The organism is Myxococcota bacterium (genome assembly GCA_041389495.1).
GTDB lineage: Bacteria > Myxococcota_A > UBA9160 > UBA9160 > UBA4427 > JAWKRT01.
Genome location: JAWKRT010000002.1, coordinates 988,894 through 1,014,024, shown reverse-complemented (window position 1 = coordinate 1,014,024; position 25,131 = coordinate 988,894). Strand labels below are relative to the sequence as shown.

Genomic DNA, 25,131 nt, shown 5'->3' with positions numbered 1-25,131 from the left:
GGCGTCAGCGCTTCTCGTACGCGATGCCGCTCGCCTCGGCGTCCCAGCTCGCCGGCGTCGCCCCCTCGTCGCGCAGCACGCGCTTCAGCACGCGGCCGACGGGGCTCCTCGGCAGCTCGGCGCGGAACTCGATGTAGCGGGGCAGCGCGAAGTACGGCAGGTGTTCGATGCACCAGCGGAAGAGCTCCTCCTCCGTGAGCACCGCGCCCTCCTCGAGCGTCGCCGTGATCTTCAGGTCGTCCTCGCTGAGCGGGCTCGGCACCGCGTGGACGGCGACGTCGGCGAGCTTGCCGTGCTTCATCAGCACGCTCTCGACCTCGAAGCTCGAGATGTTCTCGCCGCGGCGGCGCAGGTAGTCCGCCTTGCGGTCGACGAAGTAGAGGTAGCCCTCGTCGTCGATCCGCCCGACGTCGCCCGTGTGGTACCACCAGTTGCGGCTCGTCTCGACCGTCGCCTGCGGCCGCCCCCAGTAGCCCTCGAACATCACGTGCGGGCGCTTCGGGCGGATCACGATCTCGCCCTCCGTGCCGCGCGGCACCTCGACGTCGTCGTCGTCGAAGATGCGCACGTCGAAGTAGGCGTGGTTCACGACGCCGGCGGCGTTCGGCTTGTTCTTCGTGCCCGGCGGCTGCCACGAGATCAGGCTCGCCTCCGTCACGCCGTAGGCGCCGCTGAACGTGTCGATCGCGAAGCGCTCGCGCAGGATGGAGTCGACCTCGGGCGGCAGCGGCGCCGCGCCCATCAGGCGCAGCGTGCGGTTCGCCTCGGGCGCGCCCGAGCGCGGCATCTCCGGCCGGTCGACGTCGTGCGCGAGCAGGTAGGCCATCGTGCCGAGCGTCGACGTGATGGTCGCGCCGGTGCGGTTCATCTCCGGCCAGAACTGCGAGACGCTGAAGCGGCGGAAGATGGCGCCGCGGCCGCCCGTCACGAGGGGCCCGAGCGTCGCGGTCGTGAGCGCGTTGAAGTGGAAGAGCGGGAGCGGGGTCCAGACGACGTCGTCCGCCGTCGCCTGCCACTGCGTCGCGATCTGCGTCGCGAGCGCCTCGTGGTAGTTGTGCGAGAGCATGCAGCCCTTGCTCGGCCCCGTCGTGCCGCCCGTGTAGATGAACGTCCCGAGGTCCGAGGGCCGGACGTCGTTCGGCACCGGCTCGCACGACGCCCCGAGCACGTCCTCGAAGCGCAGCACCTTCGCGCCGCCGAACGCGCTCGCGTCGACGCCGCCACCCTCGTCGCCCACGACCACCACGAAGTCGAGCCCGTCGACGCGCGGGACGACGTCGACGGCGCGGTCGAGGAAGTCGACGTGCGCGAAGAGCACGCGCGAGCCCGAGTCCGCGAGCTGGTGGCGGAGGTAGTCGCCCTTGTACGCCGAGTTGATCGGGACGGCGACGCGCCCTCCGAGCACCGTGCCGAACCAGTAGAGCACCGCCTCGGGCGAGTTCTCGAGCAGCGACGCGACGCGGTCGCCGGGCGCGACGCCGAGCTCGCGCAGCGCCGTCGCGATGCGGCGCCCGCGCTCGTCCACGTCGCGCGCGCTCAGCTTCACGCCGCCGACGTCGAGGTACTCGCCGTCCGGCTTCGACGCGAGGCGCCGCGCGAGCAGGCGCGGCACGGTGTGCTGCTCGCCGGAGATCCAGGCCGCGTCGCTCACGCCTGGCCCCCTCGCGCGGCCCCGGCGCGCACCGCGTCGAGCTCGACGCGCAGGCCCGCGACGAGATGGCGCGCGACCGACTGGAAGATGTCCTCGGCGTCGAGCACGAGCAGGTCGGGGAGCGCCTCGGCGAGGTGCGGCAGGTCGTCGGCGTGGAGCTTCGCCATCGAGAACGTGCGCGTCGCGAGCGTCTCGGGCTCGCGCGCGCTGCGCTGCTCGATGGCGACGAACGACAGCGTGATCCAGAGCAGCTCCCACGCGCTGCGCGCGGCGCGCGGCCGCGAGAAGCCCGCGCGCAGCAGCTCCTCGAGCACGAGCTCGACGGGAGCGAGCACGGCCGGCAGCACCATGTGGCTCGAGCGGAGCAGCGGGATGATCGACGGGTGCTCGAGCATCTCCTCGCGCAGCGCGAGCATCCAGGCGAGCGTGCGCGCCGTCCAGTCGTCGCCCTCGAGCGGCTTCGTCGTGAGGTCCTCGAGCGCGAGCGCGATCACGCCGTCGACGAGGTCCTCCTTGTTGCGCACGTGCCGGTAGAGCGACATCGGCGCCGAGCCGAGCTCGGCCGCGACGCGGCGCATGCTGAGCGCGCCCTCGCCTTCGCGCTCGAGCAGTCGGAGCGCGGCCTCGAGGACGCGCTCGCGCGAGAGCGCGCCGCGCGGTGCGCGCGCGCGCGGCGGCGACGGGGGGTGCTCGCCCGCGAGGGCGTGGGCGTGGGGCGGACGGAAGGGGTCCATGACGCGTCCTCGATGGATGGCGCGGGCGGGCGCCCGCGCTGGGGTGCGGCGCGGCCGTACGGCGTAGCGTACGACGTACAAGCGGCATCATGCCACGCGCGCGGCCGCGTTGGCAAGCCTCAGCGCGGGAGGCTGAACGCGACCCAGGACGCGCCCTTCGGCGTCCCGAGCTTCCCGCCGCCCGCGGCGACCGCGACGAACGGCCGCCCGGCCACCTCGTAGACCGCGGGCGTCGCGTACCCGGCGGCCGGGAGGTCGGCCTCGAAGCGCAGCTCGCCCGTCCACTTGTCGAAGGCGCGAAGCTTCGCGTCCGGCGTGGCCGCGATGAAGACGAGGCCGCCGGCGGTCGCGACCGGGCCGCCGTAGCTCTCGGCGCCGAGCCCCGAGCGGCCCGCGGCGAGCGTCGCCGGGTAGTCGCCGAGCGGCACCTGCCACGCGATCTCGCCGCGCGCGAGGTCGACGGCCGCGAGCGTTCCCCACGGCGGGCGGATGGCCGGGAAGCCGTCGGGATCGGAGAAGCGGTGCCAGCCGCCGTTCGCGAAGTAGCCGCGCGACGAGGGCGCGGCGGCCGGCGGCGCGCCGCCCGCCGCGCTCGCCGGCGGCGTCGCCGCCCCACCCGCTCGCCGCACGTGCCCCACGATCAGCGCGCGCTGCCACCACGGGAGGCTCGCGCCGAAGCCCGGCATGCGACCGCGCCCGTCGCGGACGACGCGGTGCGTGGCGAAGTAGCCGAGCCGCTCACCGACGCCGACGAGCGACGGCGTGCCGTAGCCGTCGCCCGCGCGATCCGCGCCGTGACATCCCCCGCAGTAGAGGAAGTAGAGCATCTCGCCCGAGTTCCGCGCCCCGACCTCGCGCTCGAAGTCGGTCATCTGCAGCAGGTAGGGAACGTCGTTGACGTTCACGTAGAGGAGACCGGTCTCGTCGTCGAAGGCCGCGCCGCCCCACTCGGCGCCGCCGTCGAGGCCGGGCATGAGCACCGTCGGACGACGGCTCGGGAGCGTGAACGGCGGCCCCGACTCGACCTCGTCGAGGCGCCGCAGCACGGCCGCGCGCGCCGCCTCGGTGCGGTCCGTCGCCGTCGACGCGTCGAGCACCTGCCGCGCGAGCGGCGGCGGGCGGACGGGCAGCGGCTGCGTGCGCGCCGGCGCTTCGCCCGGCAGCGGCTCGCCGCGCACCGCGACCTCCTCGATCGGGTGCAGCGGCGCGCCCGTCTCGCGGTCGAACACGAACACGTGCCCCGACTTCGTCACCTGGCTCACGGCGTCGATGCGCGCGCCGTCGCGCTCGATCGTCACGAGGTTGGGCGGCTGCGGGAGGTCGCGGTCCCACAGGTCGTGGCGGACGATCTGGTAGTGCCAGCGCCGCTCGCCCGTGCGCGCATCGAGCGCGAGGAGCGAGTTCGCGAACAGGTTGTCGCCCGCGCGATCGCCGCCGTAGTAGTCGAACGCGGCCGAGCCGGTGGGAACGAAGACGAGCCCGCGCTCGACGTCGAGCGCCATGCCCGCCCACGAGTTCGCACCGCCGATCTCCTTCCACGCGTCGTCGGGCCAGGTGTCGGCACCGGGCGCGCCCGGCCGCGGGATCGTCTCGAACGTCCAGCGCAGCGCGCCCGTGCGCACGTCGAAGGCGCGCACGTGGCCCGGCGCCGCGCCCGCGAGCTCGTTCACGCGCGTCGGCACGATCAGCGCATCCTCGAAGACGACGCCCGGCGTGTTCGACGTGATCGCGCCCGCGCGGTCCGCGCGCGGGAGCCCCTCGCCGATGTCGATGCGGCCGCCGTCGCCGAACGATTCGACCGCGCGGCCCGTGCGCGCGTCGACCGCGAGCAGGTACTGGTTCACGACGTAGAAGAGGCGCTCGTCGCCCGAGCGCGCGTCCTCCCAGTAGACGAGTCCGCGGTTGCGATTCGGCAGGAAGCTCCGCGCCCCCGCTCGCGGCCGGTAGCTCCAGATCTCGGCGCCCGTCTCGGCGTCGAGCGCGAACAGGCGCAGCGACGGCGACGTGCCGTAGAGCACGCCCTTCACGACGAGCGGGTTGCACTGGATCTCGCCGAGCTCGCCGTCCGGGCCGCGCGCGTCGTAGCGCCACGCGACCTCGAGCTCCGCCACGTTGCCCGCGTGGATGGCGTCGACGGGCGACCACTGGCGCGAGGCCGCGTCGCCGAGGTAGGTGCGCCACTCGCGCGCCGCGGGCGCGGCCTTCGCGCGCGCGCGCGCGAGTGCCGCGAGGTCGGCGTCGCCGCCCCGCGCGCACGCCGCCGCGGCGAGCAGCGCCGCGAACGCGGCCGCGGCGACGACGCGCGCTCTCCCTCCGCGCTCCCCCGACTCCGCCACGCGCGCCGTCCTCCCGCAGCGCGCAGCCTACACCTGCTAGGGTGCGCGCGCGCCGGGCCCGGCGCGCGGGAGGCATCGATGGCGACGCGAACGCTGCGCGCGGCGGTGATCGGAACGAGCTTCGGATTCCTCACCCACGCGCGCGCGCTGCGCGCGGCCGGCATCGAGGTGCACGCGCTCGTCGGGCGCGACGCGGCGAAGACGGCCGAGCGCGCGAAGCGCGGCGGCATCCCGCACGCCTTCACGAACCTCGAGGACGCGCTCGCGCTGCGCGACGTCGACATCGTGTCGATCGCGACGCCGCCGCACACGCACGCCGCGATCGCCATCGCCGCCGCGCGCGCGGGCAAGCACGTCATGTGCGAGAAGCCCTTCGCCGCGAACGTCGAGGAGGCCGAGCGCATGCTCGACGCCGCGCGCGCCGCCGGCGTCGTGCACGTGCTCGGCACCGAGTTCCGGTTCGCGACCGGGCAGGCGATCGCGACGCGCGCCATCCGCGCGGGCGTCGTCGGCGCGCCGCGCCTCGCGACCTTCCTGCTGCTGCAGCCGAGCCTCGCCGACCCGCGCGGCGAGGTACCCGCCTGGTGGAGCGACGCGAACGAGGGCGGCGGCTGGCTCGGCGCCTACGCCTCGCACGTCGTCGACCAGATGCGCGCGACGCTCGGCGAGTGGAGCGGGCTGTCGGCGTCGCTCGACGTGGTCGCCGACCGGCCCGCCGGCTTCACGGCCGAGGACACGTTCACGATCCACTTCCGCACCGTCGCGGGCTGCACGGGCCTCCTGCAGAGCAGCGCGGCGACGCTCGGCCCGCCGGCGTTCGCGTCGCGCATCTCGGGCCCGCGCGGGACGCTCGTGATCGCGGGCGACCAGGTGTCGGTGACGACGGCGTCGGGCACGGAGAAGCTGCCCGTGCCCGACGATCTCGCGAGCCCGCCGCCCGTCCCGCCCGACCGCGACCTGCTCGTCACGGCCTACGACATGATGCACTCGATGGGCATCGATCTCGCTCCGTTCACGAAGCTCTTCGCGTGCATGCGCGATCGCATCCTCGGACGGCCGACGCCGCCCGACCCGGTGCCCGGCACGTTCGAGGACGGCGTCGCGCTGCAGCGCATCCTCGACGCGATCCGCCGTTCGGCGGCCGCCGGGAGCTGGGAGAAGCTCGGCTAGTCGTACGCATGCCGGCGGCGCGCGCGGCTATGCTGCGCGCCCATGAGCGACCGCGCCGAGCCCCGCATCACCGACGAAGGCGTCGCGCGCCTGCGCGCGCGCATCGGCATCGCCGAGCCGCACCCGCAGCCGCCGCACTACCTGCGCCCCAACGAGGACGCGTTCCGCCACGTCGCCGAGGCGATCGGCGACGACAACCCGCTGTGGTGCGACCCGGGCTATGCGGCGGGCACGCGCTGGGGCGGCCCGATCGCGCCGCCCGCACTCGTCGGCGGCGACACGCTCGTCGGCGAGGACGAGGTCGCGCACGTCGCGCCCGAGCACCGCGACCTCATGCGCGGCGATCCGCTGCGCGGCGTCCACGCGTTCTACTCCGGCAGCGAGCGCGAGTGGTGGTATCCGCTCCATCCGGGCCGCGGAGTCGTGCGCCGCAACGCGCTCGTCGGCGTGCTCGACAAGCAGAGCGAGTTCGCGAAGCGCGCCATCCACGAGTGGACGGCGCAGGTGTTCCGCGACGACGAGGGCCACGTGCTCTCGGGCCAGTACCGGCTCATGGTGCGCACCGAGCGCGAGCGCGCGCGCGAGCGCCGGAAGTACGACGACGTCGAGATCCGCCCGTACACGAAGGACGAGATCGAGCGCATCGACGCGCAGTACGCGAGCGAGCGGCCGCGCGGCGGCGAGCCGCGCTACTTCGAGGACGTCGAGGAAGGCGACGAGGTCGGCCCGCTCGTGAAGGGTCCGCTCACCGTCACCGACATCGTGTGCTGGCACGTCGGCGTCGGGATGGGGCTCTACGGCGTGCGCGCGCTGCGGCTCGGCTTCAAGAACCGCCAGCGCATCCCGCGCTTCTACCACCCCGACGAGCTCGGCATCCCCGACGTGATGCAGCGCTGCCACTGGGACCCGGAGTACGCGCGCAAGGCCGGCAACCCGACGACCTACGACTACGGGCGCATGCGCGAGACGTGGCTCGTCCACCTGTGCACAGACTGGATGGGCGACGACGCGTGGCTGTGGAAGCTCGGGTGCGAGTTCCGGCGCTTCAACTTCGTCGGCGACGTCCACTGGATGCGCGGCCGCGTCGAGCGCAAGTACCTCGCCGAGGGCGACCGCCCCGCCGTCGACCTCGCGCTCGAGGGCCGCAACCAGCGCGACGAGGTGACGACGCCCGGCACGGCGACGGTGCTGCTCCCGAGCCGCGAGCACGGGCCCGTCCGGCTCCCCGACCCGCCGGGCGGCCACGCGACGACCGAGGCCGGCGGCAGCCTCCAGCGAACCCTCGACGCGATCGCTGCACGGTTCGACCGACGTTAGGCGAGGGTATCGTCGCAGCGCGGGCGCGGCGCGCGCGCGCCCTTCAGCGCGCGCGTGCAGCGGACGACACGGAGCCCACGGTGGCCCGGCCGCTCACCCCCGGCGATCACCGCAGGATCCCGCATGTGCTCTCCGCTCCGCGCGCGGCGCGCCGCCGGCGCGCGCCGCCGGCTCGCGTTCGCCCCCCTCGCCGCCCTGCTCTGCGGCGCGCTCCTCGGCGCCCCGCTCTCCGCGTCGGCCGACGCCGACGCTCCGACCGACGCGAACGCGGAGGCGGGCCCGCCGCCTCCCCCTCCCGTCGAGACCGCCGACGTGTTCCGCGCGCTCGCCGTGCTCGCCGACGAGATCGAGCTCGTGCGCGACGCGCTCGGCGCGCCGCGCGTCGCGGGCCCCGCGATCCGCGTCGCGAACGCCGGCCGCCGCGAAGTCTTCCACCAGGCCGTCGGCCTGCTCGCGCGCGCGCGGCGGCTCTCGGCCGAGCAGCTCGGCGAGGTCGGCGGCCCCGTCACGCTGAGCGATCGCGAGGAGCAGACGCCCGCGGACGTGCTCCGCGTCGTCGAGGCCGCGATCGAGCGCGTGCGCCACGTGCGCGAAGGGCACGAGCTCACCGCGCGCCCGCTGGGCGCGACACCGCTTCCGGTCGAAGTCGACGAGACGGCCGTCTACCACGCCGTGCTCGCGGCGAGCCGCCAGCTCGATGCGATGCTCGAGACGCGCATCGCCCCGGCCGACGTCGACGCGCAGGTCGCCTTCGCGGTCGCGCACGTGGAAGCGCTGCTCGACGCGATGGCCGTGCCGAGCGAGGGCCGCCGGGCGCTCGCTGCGCCGCGCCCCGGCCGCACGTCGCGCGACGTGCACGCGCTCCTGCTCGACGCCTTCGCGATCGCGCGCCGCGTCGGCACCGACGCCGGCCTCGAGATGCTCGACGCCCGGCCGCTCCCCGACGCGGAGGCCGGCAGCATCACGGACGCCGACGTCTACGACGTCGCGACGCTGCTCGTCTCGGAGGTGGTGCGGATCCAGGAGCGCCTCGGCGACGCGAGCGCGCTCGTCGCGAGCGACGCGCCGCTCGGCGAGACGCAGGCCGACGCCTACCGCAGCACCGAACGGCTCCACGCGCGCCTCGCCGACCTCGAGGCCCGGCTGCGCGCGCGCCCCGCCGCGCCGGCGCCTCGTTAGGCGCGCAGCCGCATCGAGCGAGCGGGCTCCGAGCCCCGGGCCGCGCGCCTAGCGCCCCTCGAACTCCGGGTCGCGCTTGTCGCGGAAGGCGGCGAGGCCCTCCTTGAAGTCGAGGCTCCGCGACGAGAGCTCGAGCGCGAAGCTCTCGACCTCGAGCGCCTGCTCGAACGGCAGCTCGAGCGAGCGCGCGAGCGCGTACTTCGTGAGGCCGACCGTGGCGGTGGCCGCGCTCGCGAGCTCGGCGACGAGCGCGTCCGCGGCGGCGTCGAGCGCCGCGGCCGGATGCGCCTCGTGGATCATCCCCCAGGCGGCCGCTTCCGCCCCGCTCACCTCGCGCGCGAGCAGCAGCATGCGCTTCGCGCGCGCGATGCCGACGAGGCGCGGCAGGAGCCACGTCGCGCCGCTGTCCGGCGTGAAGCCGCGGCGCGCGAACGGCTCCCAGAAGCGCGCGTCCTCCGCGGCGAGCGCGAAGTCGGACGCGAGTGCGAGGTGGCAGCCGATGCCCGCCGCGAACCCGCGCACCCGACACACGATGGGCAGCTGCACCGTGAGCATCGCGTGCACGAGCCGGTGCGCCTCGCGCGCCGTGCGCCGGTGGATGGAGGCGACGCGCGGGCGCTCGGCGCCGCGGTTCCCGGCGACCCAGTCGGCGCCGCCGCAGAAGTGGTCGCCCTGCGCCTCGAGCGACACGACGCGGATGCGCTCGTCGTCCGGCGCGTTCTCGATGCAGGCGACGAGGCCCTGGATCATCTCGCGCGAGAGCGAGTTGCGCTTCGCGGGCCGCGCGAGCGCGATGCGCAGCGCGGCGCCGTCGAGGCGCACGTCGAGCCCCTCGACCTCGCTGCCGTACGGGATCGCGCGCGGATCGAACGCCACGTCGTCTGTCTCCGTGGGCGACGACGGCCGCCGCCGCTCGCTCAGCCCGGGAGCTTGCCTTCCATCACCTCGCGCCCGAGCGCGGGCTCGAGGAAGGGCCCGAAGTTCGGGCCGCGCCGCAGGTGGTGGCCGCCGTCGACGTTGATGCACGTGCCCGTGACCCAGCGCGACTCGGGGCCGACGAGGAAGCGCGCGAGGTTCGCGACGTCCTCGGGCTCGCCGACGCCGCCCATCGGCGTGTTCTCGATGTACGAGTTCCACACCGCGCCGTCGCGCGGGATGCCCTCCATGATCTCCGTCGCGATGAAGCCCGGGCGGATGGCGTTGAAGCGCACGTGCTTCGGGCCGAACTCGTCGGCCGCGTTGCGCATCATCTCCTCGAGCCCGGCCTTGCCCACGCAGTAGGCGCCGAAGTACGGGTGCGGCACGTGGCCGGCGATCGAGGACATGCCGACGAACGAGCCGCCGCCGTTCGCGACCATGTGCGGCACGGTGTGCTTCACGCACAGCATCGTGCTCAGCACGTTCAGGTGCAGCACGCGCACGAACTCGCTCGTGTCCTGCAGGTGGTAGGGGCCCATTCCGCCGCCGCCGCCCGCGTTCGCGACGCAGCCGTCGAGCCGGCCGCGCGCCTCGAGCGCCTTCGCGACGAGCGCCGCGACGTCCTCCTCCTTCGTCACGTCGGCCGTCACCCAGGCGACGGAGCCGCCGCAGTCCGCGACGTCGGCGATGCGCTTGGCGGCGTCCTCGAGCTTCGACGCGGTGCGACCGCAGATCGTGACGGCGGCGCCGTCGCGCGCGAGCGCCTGCGCGCAGGCGCGGCCAATGCCCGTGCCGCCGCCGGTGACGATGAATGCCGTGCCCTCGAGCCCGCCGTTCGGGCGTGCGGCCCGCGTGCCTGCCATGGTTCCGCTCCCCTCGCGCGCCGCGCGCGCTCCGCTCGCCGTCCGCGCCCGCCGCGCGCGCGGCCGACCTTCTACATGCGCGGCTCGTGCCGCGCAAGCGCCGCGGTAGACTGCGCGGCCATGCCCGACGCTCCTGCGAAGAAGCCGCGCGTGCGCCTCGACGACGACGAGGCGTGGCGCTTCCTCGAGGCCGGACACACCGGCATCCTCACGTCGCTGCGCCGCGACGGCGCGCCGATCGCGCTGCCCGTCTGGTACGTCGTCGAGGAGCGTACGATCTACGTGGGCGGGCCGTCGGTGACGCGGAAGTTCGCCCGCATGCGCCGCGACCCGCGCGTCTCCTTCCTCGTCGAGCGCGGCCGCGCGTGGCGCGAGCTCGCGGCCGTGCAGGTGAACGGGCGCGCGGCCTTCGTCGACGACGCGGGCGAGCGCGCGCGCCTGCAGCGCGCGATCGACCGCAAGTACGAGGCCTTCCGCTCGAGCCCCGCCGCGATGCCCGACGCCGTCGCCGAGCGCTATGCGATGGAGCGCCTCGTCGTCGGCATCCGCGCCGAGGGCCGCATCCTGTCGTGGGACAACGCGCGCCTCGGACTTCCCCGCGGCGCGAACGAGGAGAGCGCCATGACCGAGGCCGACCGCCGCGCCTGCCACGACCTCGCGCTGCGCTACGCGCGCGCCGCCGACCGGCGCGACTACGACGCGTTCGCCGACATCTTCACGCCCGACGGCGAGATCGCCGCGCACCTCGGCGACCCGGCGACGACCGAGCCGATGTACCGGATGCGGGGAATCGACACGATCCGCAAGGCGATGGTCGGGCTCGAGCGCTACGCGCACACGCTGCACGTCGTCGCGAACCACGTGGTCGACGACGACGGCACGGGCGAGACGTACTGCACGGCCCACCACGTCTACCGCGACGACGACGGCACGTGGATGAACTACACGATGTTCATCCGCTACCAGGATCGCTATGCGCGCACGGCCGACGGCTGGCGCTTCGCGTCGCGCACGCTCGCGATCGACTTCCACCGGCGCGCGCCGCTCGGCGAGACGCTGCCCGGGTAGGCGCGCGCGCCGCCGGCGCCGCGCCGCCGCGGCCACGAGAGAGGAACGGGACGGGAATGAGTTCGAACGAGAAGGCCGCCATCGTCACCGGCGGAACGCGCGGCATCGGACGCGGCATCGTGAAGGGCTTCCACGACGCGGGCTACCGCGTGCTCGTGTGCGCGCGTCGAGAGCCCGACGCGCCGCTCGTCGACGGCGGCCGCGAGGCGCTCTTCGTGCCGTGCGACGTGCGCGACCCCGACCAGGTCGACGCCGTCGTCGCGCGCGCGCACGCCGAGTTCGGACGCATCGACGTGCTCGTCAACAACGCGGGCGGCACGCCCGTCTCCGACGTGCAGACCGCGTCGCCGCGCTTCCACCGCTCGATCGTCGACCTGAACCTGCTCTCGCCGCTCACCTTCAGCGTGGCCGCGAACCGCGTGATGCAGACGCAGCCGCAGGGCGGGTCGATCGTGTTCATCTCGAGCGTCGCGGCCTGCTTCCCGGAGACCCAGGCCGTCTCGTACGCGGCCGCGAAGGCGGGCATCGACGCGCTGTCGGTCGGGCTCGCGAAGGCGCTCGCGCCGAAGGTGCGCGTCAACACCGTCACGGTCGGCCTCGTCGCGACGCCCGACTCCGCGCAGTTCTACACGGACGACGCGGACTCGAACGTCGCGAAGCTGATCCCCATGCAGCGGATGGGCACGCCCGAGGACGTCGCGAACGCGTGCCTCCTGCTGTGCGACTCCGAGCGCGCGTCCTTCATCACCGGCGCGAACCTCGCCTGCCACGGCGGGCGACAGACGCCGTGGGTCGGCGGCGCCGACGACTGACGCTCGCGGTCCGTCCGCGCGCGGCGAGCGGCGCGACCTAACGAGCCTCCGCCCCCGCCGCGCGCCGCACGAGCGCCGCGTAGAACGGCGGCATCTCGAGATAGGCGTCGACGGCGATGCGCTCGTCGATGCCGTGCAGGCGCGAGGTGTCCTCGGAGCGCATGCGCAGCGGCGCGAACCGGTAGGCCGCGCTCGCGATCCGCCCGTAGTGCTTCGAGTCCGTGCCACCGAGCACGAGCGCCGGGCCGACGGGCAGGTCGCCGTGCGTCTCGCGCACGGTCGCGACGAGCGCGTCCCAGGCCGGGCCTTCGCTCGGCGACACGGCCGACGCCTCGCGCCCCTCGACGACGCGCAGCTCGATCTCGGGGTCGTCGATCGCGCGGCGCGCGTGCTCGACGACGGACTCGACCGTGTCCTCGGGATGGATGCGGAAGTTGACGAGCGCCGTCGCGCTCGACGGGAGCACGTTCGACTTCACGCCGCCGCGCACGACGGTGACCGCGGTGGTCGTGCGGATCATCGCGCTCGACTCCGGGCGGGCGTCGAGCCCGCTGCGCACGAAGGGTCCGAAGAGCCAGCGGTGGCGCAGCGCGAAGCCCGTCGCGCCCGACATCGCCTCGCCGTAGGTGTCGAGCACGCGCCCGCTCAGGCCGCCCGTGTGCGCGGGCAGCGGGTTCGACTCGATGCGCTCGATGGCGCGCGCGAGCGCGCCGATCGCGCTCTCGCGCGGCGGCAGGCTCGAGTGGCCACCGCGCGCGCGCGCCGTCATCTCGAGCGTGAGGAAGCCCTTCTCGGCGACGCCGACGAGCGCCATCGGCTGCTCGATGCCGGCCGCACCGTCGAGGATGGCCATGCCCTCGTCGAGGCTGAACCACAGCGCGACGCCGCGGCTCGCGAGGAGGTCGGTGATGCCGGCCGCGCCGGCGTTGCCGCCGAGCTCCTCGTCGTGGCCGAACGCGAGGTAGACCGTGCGCGCCGGCGCGAAGCCCGCCGCGCACAGCGACTCGACACCCTCGAGCACGGCGAGCAGGCCCGCCTTGTCGTCGAGCGTGCCGCGCCCCCACACGTAGCCGTCGGCGACGACGCCGTCGAAGGGCGGGTGCGTCCAGCGCCCGAGCGACTCCTCGATCACGGGGACGACGTCGATGTGCGCGGTCAGCAGCACGGGCTCGAGCGACGCGTCGGCGCCGCGCCACGTGTAGAGCAGGCTGTAGTCCGCCACCGTCTCGCGCTCGAGCGTGCCGTGCGCGCACGGGTAGGCGCGCGCGAGGAAGTCGTGGAAGGCGAGGAAGGGCGCGCCGTCGAAGTCCTCGGGCGACTGCGGCGAGATGGTCGGGATGCGCACCGCAGCCGCGAGGCGTTCGACGGCGCCGTCGTCCGCGGCGCGCGCAGAGGCGGGCGCGAGCAGCGCGAGCACGGCGGCGAGCCCGAGTGCGGTGCGGCCCGCGGCGGGCCGGCGTGCGCGGTGGGAGCGGGCGCGACGCGTCATGGCGGACTCCTCTTCCTGTTCCTCTCTCTCGGTCTCGTTCGCGGTCTCGTTCTCTTCGTCGCTCTCGGTCTCGTCGCGGGCGGGCGACGCGCCGCCGCGCGGGCCGCGGACCTTCTCACGCGCGCACCGGGGCGGGCAAGCCCTTCGCCGCGCGCGCGGCCGCGGTGATAGCCTGCGCCGCCCACGGAGGAGAGCCGCGATGTCGTCCGAAGCCCCGATCCTCGTCGACGAGCCCGCGCCGCTCGTCCGCCGCATCACGCTGAACCGCCCCGAGCGGCGCAACGCCATCAGCAACGAGCTGCGCGGCGCGCTGCTCGACGCGTTGCGCGACGCCGACGCGCGCGACGACGTGCGCGTGTCGATCGTGCGCGGCGCGGGCCCGTGCTTCTCGTCGGGCTACGACCTGAAGTCGAACCTGCAGGAGAACCAGCCCTACCCGACGCCGAAGGTCGGCCAGCAGTGGGCGCGCCACGTCTCCGAGGGCTGGATGTCGATCTGGGACCTCGCGAAGCCCGTCGTCGCGCAGGTGCACGGCTACGCGATGGCCGGCGGGCTCGAGCTCGTCGGCGCGTGCGACCTCGCCTACGCCGCGACCGACGCGCGCCTCTCGCATCCCGTGCTGCGCGTCGCGGGCCTCCCGGACTTCGCGTGGTTCCCCGTGCACATGCCGCCGCGCTTCGCGATGGAGCTCCACATCGCGGGGCGCGAGTTCTCGGGCGTCGAGGCCGCGCAGGTCGGCATGATCAACCAGGCCTTCGCGCCCGACGAGCTCGAGGCGCGCGTGCTCGAGATCGCGCAGCGCATCGCGGCGACGCCTCCCGGCGTCGTCACCGTCAACAAACGTTATGTCTACACGGCCCTCGAGATGCGCGGGAGTCGCGCCGCCATCCGCACCGCGGGCGACCTGCAGGCCGGCCCGCACCTCCAGGGCCTCGGCGCCGAGCAGCTGACGGCGATGGTGAAGGGAATGGCCGGAGACAAGCGCTCGTGACCGCCGCGGGGCCGCTCGCCGCGCTGCGCGTCCTCGACCTGACCGACCTGCGCGGCGCGCTGTGCGCGCGCGTGCTCGCCGACCTCGGCGCCGACGTGCTGCGCGCCGCCCCCGCGACCGACGCCGAGGCGCGCGACCCCGCGCACCTCTACCGCAACGCCAACAAGCGCGGCATCGCGCTCGAGCTCGACGCCCCCGGCGCGCGCGAGCGCGTCGACGCGCTGTGCGCCGAGGTCGACGTGGTCGTCGAGAACCTCGGGCCGGCGCGCGCGGCGGCGCTCGGGCTCGGCGCGGCCGCGCTCGACGCGCGCCATCCCGCGCTCGTGCACGTCGCGCTCTCCGACTTCGGCGCGAGCGGGCCCCGGCGCGACTGGCGGCTCGAGCCGCTGCCGGCCTTCGCTGCGAGCGGCGCTCTCTACCAGTGCGGCTTCCCGACGCTGCCTCCCTGCTGGCTGCCCGGCCATGTCGTGCACGACTGCGCGTCGATCTACGGCGCGGCGGGCGCGGTGGCGGCGTGGATGGAGCGCGAGCGTTCGGGACGCGGGCAGACGATCGACGTGTCCGCGCAGGAGGCCGGCTACGCGGGCCTGTATCCGTGGGCGATGCCGCTCGCCGACTATCACGCGCACTTCCCCATGCTGCCGTCGAACCCGTCGCGCGCGGCCGACGGCATGTACCTCGTGCTGCCGGCGAAGGACGGACACGTCCGCATCGTGCTCGGCAACCCGAAGCACTGGCAGGCCTTCCTCGCCCTCGCGCGCAATCCCGACGTGATCGCGGGCCCCGAGTGGGACCAGGCGATGTACCGCGTCGCCAACCAGGACGTGATCCGGCTCGTCGCGCGCGAGCGGCTCACCGACCGCACGCGCGCCGAGCTGTTCGAGGAGGCGCGCGCGCTCGGCGTGCCGCTCGGCGCCATCCAGCGCCCCGACGAGTTCGTCGCGCACGCGCAGAGCGCGGCGCGCGGGACGTTCCTGCGCACGGGCCATCCGCACCTCGGCGACGCGCCGTTCGTCGCGCCGCCGCTGCGCCTCTCGGCGACGCCGTCGTCGCTGCGCCGCGCGGCACCCGCGCCGGGCGACGACGACGCGGTCGCGCCGCGCGGCGCGACCGCGCCGTCGGCCGCAGGCGCAGGCGCAGGCGCGGCCGCGCGCGCCGAGCCGCTGCTCGCGGGCGTGCGCGTCGTCGAGTTCGGCGTCGCGGCCGTCGTGCCCGAGCTGTGCTTCGTGCTCTCCGAGCTCGGCGCGGAGGTGATCAAGGTCGAGTCGCTCGCCCACCTCGACGTGCTGCGCATCGGGAACGCGGACGGCAACCCGAACCACGCGTGGACGTTCAACGACGAGTGCCGCGGACGCGAGAGCGTCGCGCTCGACCTCGGCACCGCGCGCGGCCGCGAGCTCGCGCACGCGCTCTGCGCGCGCGCCGACGTCGTCGCCGAGAACCACCGCGGCGGCGTGCTCGACGCGCTCGGCCTGGGCTACGAGAGCGTGCGCGCCTCGAACCCGGGCGTCGTCTACGTCTCGTCGCAGGGCTACGGGCGCGGCGGCCCGCTCGACGCGATGCCGGCGTTCGGGCCGCTCAACTCCGCGTTCGCCGGCCTCCACGCGCTGTGGAACCACCCGGACGCGCCCTACCCGTGCGGCAGCACGCTCAACCATCCCGACCACATCGCGGGCAAGCTGCTCGCGGTCGCCGTGCTCGCCGCCCTCCAGCACCGCGCGCGCACGGGCGAGGGCCAGCGCATCGAGCTCGCGCAGACGGAGGCGGCCGCGTACCTCGCGGGCGAGATCTACCTGCAGGAAGCGCTCGGCGCCGGCGCGCCCGTCGCGAGCGGGAACCGCAGCGAGCGCGCCGTGCCGCACGACGTGTACCCGGCCGCGGGCGCGGACCGCTGGCTCGCGATCGCTGCGCCCGACGACGCCGCGTGGCGGCGCCTCGAGGTCGCGTGCGGCTTCGATCCCGACCCCGCGCTCGCGACGCTCGCGGGCCGGCTCGCGAAGCGCGAGGCCGTCGACGCGCGCCTCGCCGCGTGGACGCGCGAGCGCGACGCGCTCGAGGCCGCCGCCCACCTGCAGGCCGCGGGCGTGTCGGCGATGCCCGTGCAGGGGCCCGACGAGCAGCGCGCCGACGCGCACCTGCTCGCGCGCGAGGCGATCGTCACCGTCGCGCACGCCGACCTGGGCCCCGAGCGGCACATCGCGAACCCGCTGCGGATGTCGCGCACGCCGCTGCGCACGGCCGCCGCGGCGCCGCTCCTCGGCGCCGACACCGAGGCCGTGCTCGGGCGCGTGCTCGGGCTCGCCGCCGACGCCGTGCGCGCGCTCCGCGACGAGGGCGTCTGTCGCTAGTCGCGCGCAGCCCGTCCCCACGAGCCGGGCCGGAACGCGTAGGATGGGGCCCCGGCCGGCGTGCCCGGCACGCCACTCCGCGCCCACTCCACGACGCCTCGTCGCCGTCGCATCCCAGAATGGAGGAGCTCCCCATGAAGCCCAGGCCGTGTGCCGCCCTCGCTGCCGCCCCCCTCGCCCTGCTCGTCCTGCTCGCCGCCCCCGCCGCGCACGCGACCTTCGCGAGCCCGGCGACCGGGTTCGCCTTCGACCTGCGGATCGGACAGGTCGTGTACGTGAAGGTCAAGAACGCGGGCGGCTGCACGTTCGACTACACGACGATGTCGGGAAACACGGGCGTCGCGACCGCGTCGCCCGCCGCCGGCATGGGCGTGAAGAACGTGAAGGTCGCGATCACGGCCGTCGCCGTCGGCATGACGAACGTGTCGATCACGACCTCGGGCGGCACGTGCCCGCCCGCCGTGCACACGTACCCGGTGACGGTGAGCGCGGACTTCCAGCAGATCTCGAAGGACTTCCAGAAGGCGGTCAAGTCGGAGATCAAGGACTTCAAGATCGAGGCGAAGATCGCCTTCACCGGCTACAAGACGTCGCTCAAGGACTTCGGCGTCCAGTACGGCGACGCGACCATCGACACCGACCAGCTCTTCCAGAACGTCCACGGCGCGGCGACCCAGCTGCGCCAGGACTACTACATGGCCGCCCACCACTCGTACGTGGACGCGATCAACTTCGGCTCGAACCAGCTCCTCGCCGCGAGCGCGACCTATCACGACGCGCCGCCCGAGCTCTTCATGGGCGGCTGGAAGGGCTTCGACGAGCTGCAGGAGTACGTCTGCACGGACTCCATCAAGTTCCAGGGCCTCGCGAAGAAGGAGACCCACAAGGCGGCCGTCAAGTACATGAAGGACGGCGCTCCGATGATCACGGTGCTGAACTCGGTGCCGCCGATCGTGGCGGGCGGCTCGTTCTACCCCGACCAGGCCGGCGCGCTGCCGACGCCGTTCGGGCTGACGGGCCCCCTCACGATCTCGGTCCTGCCCGCGTACAACCTGGCGGGCGACAACGGCCGCGTCGCCGTGAGCGGGATCGGCGACACCGCGCAGAGCGGCAACCTCGACGTGACGCTCGGGCTCTACTCGAACTCGATGATGATGACGTCCTGGTCGCTGCAGCCGACGATCACGAGCGGCGAGTGGGACACCGAGTTCAGCGGCCTGACGGAGGGCACCTACCTGCTCAGCGTCGGCTACGTCGGCGACACGAACCGGATCGAGCTCCCGCTGCACGTGGGCTATCAGTTCTGACCCGGAGGGCGGGGCGGGAGCGGCGCGCGAGCCGCCCCCGCCCCGCCCTCCCCCACGTGCCCGCCACCACCGCTCCGAGCGGGAGGACCCCGTGCCCAGCGAGACGATGCTGCTCACCTACGACGGCCCGATCGCCGTCATGACGAACAACCGCCCCGACAAGCACAACGCCGCGAACGACGAGATGGACGCGCGCCTGCGCGACATCATCGAGGAGCTGATCGCGAACAAGGACGTGCGGGCGGTGATCTGGAACGCGAACGGGAAGAGCTGGTCGTCGGGGCGCGACGTCGAGCAGATCGGCGTGCGCACCGAGGACATCGACAACCTCTCGTTCATCGAGCGCGGCCAGCAGGGCTTCGCGCGCATCCTCGACCTCCAGGTGCCCGTCGTGTGCGCGCTCAAGGGCTGGGTGATCGGCGGCTCCTTCGAGCGCTCGCTCGTCGCCGACATCCGCGTCTGCGCCGAGGGCACGCGCTTCATGCTTCCCGAGGTGAAGCACGGGGTCATCACCGACACGGGCGGCATGGCGCGCCTGTTCCAGATGTGCGGCCACGGCGTCGCGATGGACCTGATCCTCACCGGCCGCGTGATGGAGGCCGACGAGGCGCTCCGGCACGGCGTCGTGTCGCGCGTCGTGCCCGCCGCCGCGCTCGAGGACACGGCGCGCGAGATCGCCGAGACGGTCGCCGCCTCGCCCGCGTTCACCGTCAAGATGGCGAAGCGCAACATGGCGCTGATCGCCGACGAGGTCGTGCGCCGCTCGATCCTCGAGGAGGCGACGACGCAGACGCTCGTCTTCGCGTCGGACGACTACGCGGAGATGAAGGCCGCGCGCGCGGAGGATCGCAAGCCCACGTGGCGACGACGCTAGGCGGCGGCCCGGCGGGCGCGGACGCGCCCGAGCGCGACGTCGACACCGGATCCGCGAAGCTGCGCCTGCGCATCGCGGAGGACGGCGTCGCGACGCTCACGTTCGACGACCCCGAGAACCGCAACCCGCTCGGCTACGACCTGCGCCCCGTCTTCCGGCGCGCGGTCGACCTCGTGGCCGCCGACGACGCGGTGCGCTGCCTCGTGCTGACGGGCGCGGGCCGCGCGTTCTGCGCCGGCGGCAACGCGAAGGCGATGGCCACGCAGGAGCAGCCGCCGCTCGAGGAGCGCATCCGCGCCATCCGCTCCGAGAGCGAGGCCGTGGCCGTCCTGCACGAGATGCCGAAGCCCGTCGTCGCCGCGCTCCCCGGCGCGGCGGCGGGCGCGGGCTTCGCGATCGCGCTCGCGGCCGACGTGCGGATCGCGGCCGAGAGCGCCTTCCTCGTCGCCGCGTTCGCGAAGCTCGGGCTCCCGGGCGACTTCGGCGGCAGCTGGCTCCTCACGCAGCTCGTCGGCCCCGCGAAGGCGCGCGAGATCTACTTCGGCGGCGAGCGCCTCGACGCGCGCGCGTGCCTCGCGCTCGGCCTGTTCAACCGCGTCGTGCCCGACGCCGAGCTGCAGACGGCGGCGCGCGCCTGGGCGCGCGAGCTCGCGGCGGGCCCGCCCGTCGCGCTGCGCATGATGAAGGCGAACCTCAACCGCGCGCTCCACGCCGACCTGCGCACCTGCATCGCCGAGGAGGCCGAGCGCCAGTGCTGGGCGGCCGAGACCGACGATTTCCGCGAAGCGACGCGCGCGTTCGCCGAGAAGCGCGCGCCCGTCTTCCGAGGACGCTAGGCCGGAGGAGCGAAGCTCGTGCCCGTCGCCCCGTTCGAGCCCGTGTTCATGCCCGTGGGCGTCCTCACTGCCGCGCTGCAGGAGCTGACGCCGCGCGCCGAGCGCGACGCCGACCCCGACCTCGCCGTCGAGCAGTGGCTCGACTTCGCGCGCGAGCTCGGGGCCGACTGCATCCAGCTCTCGGCCGCGCTCCATCCTTCGCAGGCCGACGTCCCGGCCGAGGCCCTGCTCGACCCCGTCGCGAACACGCTCGACCTGCGCGAGCCGTTCACGGAGGCGCGCGCGCGGCGCGTCCGCGCCGCGGTCGACGCGACGGGCGTCGCGATCGCCGACGTCGGCTACTTCGACGACATGCTCCACGCCGACCCGGCCGTGCGCGCCCGCAAGCACGCGTTCGCGCTGCGCGCGATGGACGCGGCGGTGCGCCTCGGCGCCCGCGCCGTGTGCGGCTTCGTCGGCCGCAACCAGCGCCTCTCGATGGACGCGAACCTCGCCGACTTCGAGGCGTCGTTCGTGCCGCTGCTGCGCGAGGCGAAGGCGCGCGGGCTCGTCTACCGCGTCGAGCCCTGCCCGATGCCCGGCTGGACGACGGGCGACGCCTTCCACAACAACCTCGGCTACGCGCCCGGCCCGTGGATCGCCCTGCACCGCATCTGCGAGCGCCACGGCGTGGGCGACGTCTTCCGCATCCACTACGACCCGTCGCACGCCATCCTGATGGGCCAGGACACGCGCTCGATCTTCCAGTACCTGCGCGACGAAGGCTATGCGTTCCTCGTCGACGGCTTCCACGTGAAGGGCCAGGTGGTCGACGCGCGCGGCGTCGCCGCGTGGGGCTACGGCGGCCAGACGATGGAGCGCGGCGACTGGCGCGGCGGCGCGCCCTCGCCCGAGCCCGCCGACCGCGCGCACGCGTGGAGGAAGCAGACGGCCCTCTGCGAGCACGAGCTCCCTGGCACCGCGCGCCACGACCCGCTCGCCTATCTCCAGAACCGCAGCGTCGACTGGCTCGACCACCAGCTCGCGGCGCGCGAGCTGCTCGAGCTCGACCCCGCGCGCACGCCGCTCATCGTCGAGCACGAGTACCCGCCCGCGCGCGTGCAGGAGCGCGAGCGGCTGCTCCCCATCCTGAAGGGCTCGATCGCCTTCACGCGCAGGATGGACGAGGCGGCCGCGTGCATGTACGCGCTGCAGCACGACGTGCTGCCCGCGCAGGGCATCCCCGTGCAGGGCCGCGGGCGCGAGGCGTACCGCTCGTGAGCGGCGAAGCCTCGCCTCCCGAGGGTCGGACGGGTGCGCCGCTGCGCGTCGCGATGGTCGGCTACGCGTTCATGGGCCGCGCGCACGCGAACGCGTGGCGCCAGGCGCGCCACTTCTTCGACCTTCCGCGCGCGCCCGAGCTCGCGCTCGTGTGCGGCCGCAGCGAGAGCGCCGTGCGCGACGCCGCGCACCGCCTCGGCTTCGCCGCGCACGCGACCGACTGGCGCGAGGCGGTCGCGCGCGACGACGTCGACGTCGTCGACGTGTGCGCGCCGGGCGATGCGCACGCCGAGATCGCGATCGCCGCGGCCGAGGCCGGCAAGGCCGTGCTGTGCGAGAAGCCGCTCGCGAACTCGCTCGCCGAGGCCGTGCGCATGGCCGAGGCCGTGCGCGCGGCGCGCGTGCCGCACATGGTCTGCCACAACTACCGACGCGCGCCCGCCGTGGCACTCGCGAAGCAGCTGCTCGCCGAGGGCCGGCTCGGCCGCCTCCACCACTTCCGCGGCACCTATCTCCAGGACTGGCTCGTCGACCCCGAGGCGCCGCACGGCTGGCGCATGGTGCGCGCGAGGGCGGGCTCGGGAGCGCTCGGCGACCTCGGCTCCCACGTCGTCGACCTCGCGCGCCACCTCGTCGGCGAGGTGGCCGAGGTGAGCGCGCACCTCGCCACGTTCGTCGCCGAGCGCCCGCGCGCCGACGGCGCCGGCCGCGCGCCCGTCGACGTCGACGACGCCGCGCTCGCGCTCCTGCGCTTCGAGAGCGGCGCGCTCGGCACGCTCGAGGCCACGCGCTTCGCGGCCGGCCGCAAGAACCACAACCGCTTCGAGATCAACGGCGCGCGCGGGAGCCTCGCCTTCGACCTCGAGCGCATCAACGAGCTCGAGCTCTTCCTCGACGAGGGCCCCGAGAGCGGCTTCCGCCGCGTGCTCGCGACCGACCCCGCGCACCCGTACGTCGCCGCGTGGTGGCCGCCCGGCCACGCGCTCGGCTACGAGCACACGTTCGTGCACACCGTCGTCGACTTCGCGCGCGCGATCGCCGCGGGTGCGCCCGCGCAGCCGGGCTTCGACGACGGCGTGCGCACCCACCGCGTGCTCGACGCCATCGAACGCTCCGCGGCCTCGCGCCGCTGGGAGAGCGTGTGACGCCCGACGCGAGCGGCTTCGAGCTCGAGCCGCAGGTCGACCTCCTCGACGCCTGGCTCCGCGCGCGCGGCTGGCTCGACGCGGGCGAGCGCGTCACCGCCGCCGGGCCCGCCGGCGCCGGCAACATGAACCGCACGCTCCGCGTCGCCACGCCCGCGCGCACCTTCGTGCTGAAGCAGTCGCGCCCGTGGGTCGTGAAGTACCCCGACATCCCGGCGCCCGTCGATCGCATCCACACCGAGCTCCGCTTCTACGACGTCGCGCACCGCGACCCCGCGCTCTCGTCCCACATGCCGCGCGTGCTCGCCTTCGACCGCACCGACCGCGTCGCCATGCTCGAGGACCTCGGCGAAGCCGCCGACCTCGCGAGCCTCTACGCCGGTGGCGCCCTCGAGCCGGGCGAGCTCGAGACGCTGTGCGCGCTCGCCCGCCGCATCCACGCGCTCGCGCTCGACGACGCCGAGCGCGCGAGCCTCGCCAACCGCGCGATGCGCGAGCTCAACCACGCGCACCTCTTCGCCGTGCCGCTCGACGCCGGGAACGGCCTCGACCTCGACGCCATCACCCCCGGCCTGCGCGACGAAGCGCGCGCCCTGCAGCGCGACGACTCCTTCCGCGCGCGCGTCGCCGCGCTCGGCGACCTCTACCTCCATGCCGCGGGCCCGTCGCTCCTGCACGGCGACTACTATCCCGGCAGCATCCTGCGCACCGCGCGCGGCCTGTGCGTGATCGACCCGGAGTTCGCCTTCGTCGGCCCGGTGGAGCTCGACCTCGGCGTGCTCGTCGCGCACCTCGTGTTCGCGGGCGAAGCGCCCGCGATCGCGGAGCGCGTCGAGGCGCTGTACGGCGAGAAGCTCGACGGCGCGCTGCTGCGAGGCTTCGCGGGCGTCGAGCTGATGCGCCGCCTGATCGGCGTGGCGCAGCTGCCGCTCGATGCGGGGCGCGCGGGGATCGACGCGAAGCGGGCGTGGCTCGGGCTCGCGCGCGGGTGGGTCGCGAAGGGGAGCTAGCCCATGCGCATCTGGATCGACACCGACCCCGCGCTCGGATTCCGCGAGGACGATCGCCCGAAGGACGTCGACGACGCGTTCGTGATCGTCGAGGCGCTGCGCGACCCGGATGTCGAGGTGGCGGGGATCGGCACGGTGTTCGGGAACGCGCCGGTCGACGTCGGCACGCGCGTCGCGCGCGAGCTCGTGGCGGCGGTGGGCGGCGACGCGGCGGGCACGTCGGTGGCGCGCGGCGCGGCCGGCGCGGGCAGCGCGCGCGAGGGCTTCGCGTGCACGGACGCCGTGCGGGCGTTGGCGGAGGCGCTGCGCGCGGGGCCGCTCGCGGTCTGCGCGATCGGGCCGCTCACCAACCTGGCGGGGCTGCTCGAGCACTTCCCGGACGAGGCGGCGCGCATCGAGCGCTGCGTCGTCGTCGCGGGCCGAAGCCCCGGCCGCGCGTTCACGCTGCACGGCGCGAGCGGCATCCCCGACTTCAACTTCGAGTGCGACCCGCACGCGGCGCGCGCGCTCGTGGCGAGCGCGGTGCCGCTCGTGTGCGCGGGCTTCGAGCTCACGAGCCAGGTGGTGCTGACGCGCGCGCAGCTCGCGGCGGCGCGCGCGCGCAGCCCCGTCGCCGAGCGGCTCGTCGACGGCGCGCTGCCGTGGCTCGAGTGGTGGACGGGCGTCTTCCCGAAGGACGGCGGCTTCCATCCCTGGGACAGCGCCGCGCTCGCCGTGCTGCGCCACCCCGAGTGGTTCGCGTGCGACGAGCGCGGCGCGCGCATCGGCGCGGGCCCGGACGGCACGCCGTGGCTCGAGCTCGGCGCGGAGCTGCCGGGTCGACGCTGCACGTACGCACACGGCTTCGCGCCGGGCGGCGCCGAGGCGTTCGTCGCACACGTGGCCGCCTCGATCCGCTAGGCGCACGATCCACGGGGCGCGCTGGCGCGCGAGGCGCGCGGCCCGCTGTGTCCACCCGGCGCGCGGTCCGGGCGCGCCGCCCCGCATGCGGAACGTCCCGCGAGCAGCGTGCCGTGGCGTAGACTCGCGCGCGATGCAGATCGATCCGGCAGGGCTCGCCCGTATCCATGCCCGCGCTCGGGCACGCGCTCACTCCCGCCCTGCGCGAGCGCGCCGTCGCACGTCCCGCGCGCTCGCGCGGGCACTGCTCGCGACCGTCGCGCTCACCGCGGGGTGTACGTCGCTCGCGCAGCGCGGGGCGCTCAACCTCGCGACCCAGCACCTCGAGGCCGGTGAGTACGCGCTCGCGATCCGGAAGGCCGACCAGGCCCTCATCTATGCGGAGGCGACGCCCGAGGTCGAGGCGCACGCGACCTTCCTCAAGGCGCTCGCGCTCGAAGGGCTCGGGCGCCTCCACGAGGCCGCGCGTCTGTATCGATACCTCGCACAGCAGTACGCGCAGACGGCGTGGGGCTTCCAGGCCGCCGGACGGCTCGACGAGCTGGCGAGCGACGGATACGGCTGGAACCTCGGCCAGCGGGCGGAGGAGGCCGACGGCGAGCGGCGGTCGGTCGTCTCGCTCGTCGTCGATCGGCCGTGGCTGGCCCACCCGGTCGAGATCTTCTACCCGCCCGCGCTCCAGTCGCACGGCGTCGAGGGCTACGTCATCGTGCGCGTGCGCAGCGACGAGCGGGGCGATCTCACCGGGTTCGAGGTGCTCGAGGCGTCGCACCCCGAGTTCGCCGCGAGCGCGCGCGCGAGCATCAGCCGCTTCCGGATGGTGCCGTCGGAGCTCGTCGACGAGGATCCGCCGCTCACGAAGACGCTGCGCCTCGAGTTCTCGCTCGCGGGCGAGGACTGACGCGCGGCGATGCGGGCGTAGG

Annotated in this window: 21 protein-coding genes; 15 read left to right on the top strand and 6 right to left on the bottom strand. The window is 74.7% G+C overall.

What is annotated here, in order from left to right; translation table 11 throughout:
* Positions 1–4 precede the first annotated feature (4 nt).
* The 3 genes from R3E88_15210 to R3E88_15200 form a co-directional block, all read right to left on the bottom strand.
* Positions 5–1,651 carry an AMP-binding protein gene (locus tag R3E88_15210; GenBank protein MEZ4217832.1) on the bottom strand — a complete coding sequence of 549 codons (1,647 nt, stop codon included), beginning with the start codon at positions 1,649–1,651 and terminating at the stop codon, positions 5–7.
* The gene (locus tag R3E88_15205; protein MEZ4217831.1) at positions 1,648–2,385 is read right to left on the bottom strand and encodes a TetR/AcrR family transcriptional regulator; all 738 of its coding nucleotides are present in this window, start codon (positions 2,383–2,385) and stop codon (positions 1,648–1,650) included. Before R3E88_15205 ends, R3E88_15210 begins: the two co-directional genes overlap by 4 nt.
* Positions 2,386–2,504: 119 nt before the next feature.
* Complete coding sequence (locus R3E88_15200; protein ID MEZ4217830.1) at positions 2,505–4,721, bottom strand: PQQ-binding-like beta-propeller repeat protein; 2,217 nt, start codon at positions 4,719–4,721, stop codon at positions 2,505–2,507.
* A gap of 78 nt (positions 4,722–4,799) precedes the next feature.
* On the opposite strand from R3E88_15200, the gene R3E88_15195 reads away from it, so the two are divergent.
* The 3 genes from R3E88_15195 to R3E88_15185 all read left to right on the top strand — a co-directional run bounded on the left by R3E88_15195 (position 4,800) and on the right by R3E88_15185 (position 8,387).
* Positions 4,800–5,891: a Gfo/Idh/MocA family oxidoreductase gene (locus R3E88_15195; protein ID MEZ4217829.1), complete on the top strand. Its 1,092-nt coding sequence runs from the start codon at positions 4,800–4,802 to the stop codon at positions 5,889–5,891.
* A gap of 42 nt (positions 5,892–5,933) precedes the next feature.
* Positions 5,934–7,208, top strand: coding sequence for a hypothetical protein (locus R3E88_15190; GenBank protein MEZ4217828.1), 1,275 nt, complete (start codon positions 5,934–5,936; stop codon positions 7,206–7,208).
* A 123-nt stretch (positions 7,209–7,331) separates the two neighbouring features.
* Positions 7,332–8,387 carry a hypothetical protein gene (locus R3E88_15185; protein MEZ4217827.1) on the top strand — a complete coding sequence of 352 codons (1,056 nt, stop codon included), beginning with the start codon at positions 7,332–7,334 and terminating at the stop codon, positions 8,385–8,387.
* A gap of 48 nt (positions 8,388–8,435) precedes the next feature.
* Here the strand turns inward: R3E88_15185 and R3E88_15180 are convergent, their stop codons facing one another.
* Positions 8,436–9,263: an enoyl-CoA hydratase/isomerase family protein gene (locus R3E88_15180; GenBank protein ID MEZ4217826.1), complete on the bottom strand. Its 828-nt coding sequence runs from the start codon at positions 9,261–9,263 to the stop codon at positions 8,436–8,438.
* A 41-nt stretch (positions 9,264–9,304) separates the two neighbouring features.
* Entirely contained in the window at positions 9,305–10,168 is an 864-nt protein-coding gene (locus tag R3E88_15175) for a glucose 1-dehydrogenase (GenBank protein ID MEZ4217825.1), read from the bottom strand.
* Positions 10,169–10,288: 120 nt separating this feature from the next.
* Here R3E88_15175 and R3E88_15170 point away from each other — a divergent pair, with 120 nt between their 5' ends.
* Both R3E88_15170 and R3E88_15165 read left to right on the top strand, forming a co-directional pair.
* Entirely contained in the window at positions 10,289–11,236 is a 948-nt protein-coding gene (locus tag R3E88_15170) for a nuclear transport factor 2 family protein (protein ID MEZ4217824.1), read from the top strand.
* A 56-nt stretch (positions 11,237–11,292) separates the two neighbouring features.
* Entirely contained in the window at positions 11,293–12,048 is a 756-nt protein-coding gene (locus R3E88_15165) for an SDR family oxidoreductase (GenBank protein MEZ4217823.1), read from the top strand.
* Between the two features lie 37 nt (positions 12,049–12,085).
* On the opposite strand, the gene R3E88_15160 is transcribed toward R3E88_15165, so the two are convergent.
* Positions 12,086–13,537 (bottom strand): M20 family peptidase, encoded by a 1,452-nt coding sequence (locus R3E88_15160; GenBank protein ID MEZ4217822.1) that lies wholly within the window; start codon positions 13,535–13,537, stop codon positions 12,086–12,088.
* 199 nt (positions 13,538–13,736) lie between these two features.
* Here R3E88_15160 and R3E88_15155 point away from each other — a divergent pair, with 199 nt between their 5' ends.
* From R3E88_15155 to R3E88_15110, 10 genes are all read left to right on the top strand, one after another.
* Positions 13,737–14,528 (top strand): enoyl-CoA hydratase-related protein, encoded by a 792-nt coding sequence (locus tag R3E88_15155; GenBank protein MEZ4217821.1) that lies wholly within the window; start codon positions 13,737–13,739, stop codon positions 14,526–14,528.
* Positions 14,525–16,876, top strand: a complete 2,352-nt coding sequence (locus tag R3E88_15150) for a CoA transferase (GenBank protein ID MEZ4217820.1) — start codon at positions 14,525–14,527, stop codon at positions 16,874–16,876. The genes R3E88_15155 and R3E88_15150 overlap by 4 nt, the downstream gene beginning before the upstream one ends.
* 134 nt (positions 16,877–17,010) lie before the next feature.
* Positions 17,011–18,183, top strand: a complete 1,173-nt coding sequence (locus R3E88_15145; GenBank protein MEZ4217819.1) for a hypothetical protein — start codon at positions 17,011–17,013, stop codon at positions 18,181–18,183.
* Positions 18,184–18,274: 91 nt separating this feature from the next.
* Positions 18,275–19,057 carry an enoyl-CoA hydratase/isomerase family protein gene (locus R3E88_15140; protein MEZ4217818.1) on the top strand — a complete coding sequence of 261 codons (783 nt, stop codon included), beginning with the start codon at positions 18,275–18,277 and terminating at the stop codon, positions 19,055–19,057.
* The gene (locus R3E88_15135) at positions 19,042–19,893 is read left to right on the top strand and encodes an enoyl-CoA hydratase-related protein (protein ID MEZ4217817.1); all 852 of its coding nucleotides are present in this window, start codon (positions 19,042–19,044) and stop codon (positions 19,891–19,893) included. The genes R3E88_15140 and R3E88_15135 overlap by 16 nt, the downstream gene beginning before the upstream one ends.
* Positions 19,894–19,911: 18 nt before the next feature.
* Positions 19,912–21,153: a TIM barrel protein gene (locus tag R3E88_15130; GenBank protein ID MEZ4217816.1), complete on the top strand. Its 1,242-nt coding sequence runs from the start codon at positions 19,912–19,914 to the stop codon at positions 21,151–21,153.
* 53 nt (positions 21,154–21,206) lie between these two features.
* Positions 21,207–22,298 carry a Gfo/Idh/MocA family oxidoreductase gene (locus tag R3E88_15125; GenBank protein ID MEZ4217815.1) on the top strand — a complete coding sequence of 364 codons (1,092 nt, stop codon included), beginning with the start codon at positions 21,207–21,209 and terminating at the stop codon, positions 22,296–22,298.
* A complete protein-coding gene (locus R3E88_15120) occupies positions 22,295–23,308 on the top strand; it encodes a phosphotransferase (protein ID MEZ4217814.1) in 1,014 nt (337 codons plus the stop codon). Before R3E88_15125 ends, R3E88_15120 begins: the two co-directional genes overlap by 4 nt.
* A gap of 3 nt (positions 23,309–23,311) precedes the next feature.
* Positions 23,312–24,208 (top strand): nucleoside hydrolase, encoded by an 897-nt coding sequence (locus R3E88_15115; GenBank protein ID MEZ4217813.1) that lies wholly within the window; start codon positions 23,312–23,314, stop codon positions 24,206–24,208.
* Positions 24,209–24,341: 133 nt separating this feature from the next.
* Positions 24,342–25,109 carry an energy transducer TonB gene (locus R3E88_15110; GenBank protein ID MEZ4217812.1) on the top strand — a complete coding sequence of 256 codons (768 nt, stop codon included), beginning with the start codon at positions 24,342–24,344 and terminating at the stop codon, positions 25,107–25,109.
* Positions 25,110–25,131 lie beyond the last annotated feature (22 nt).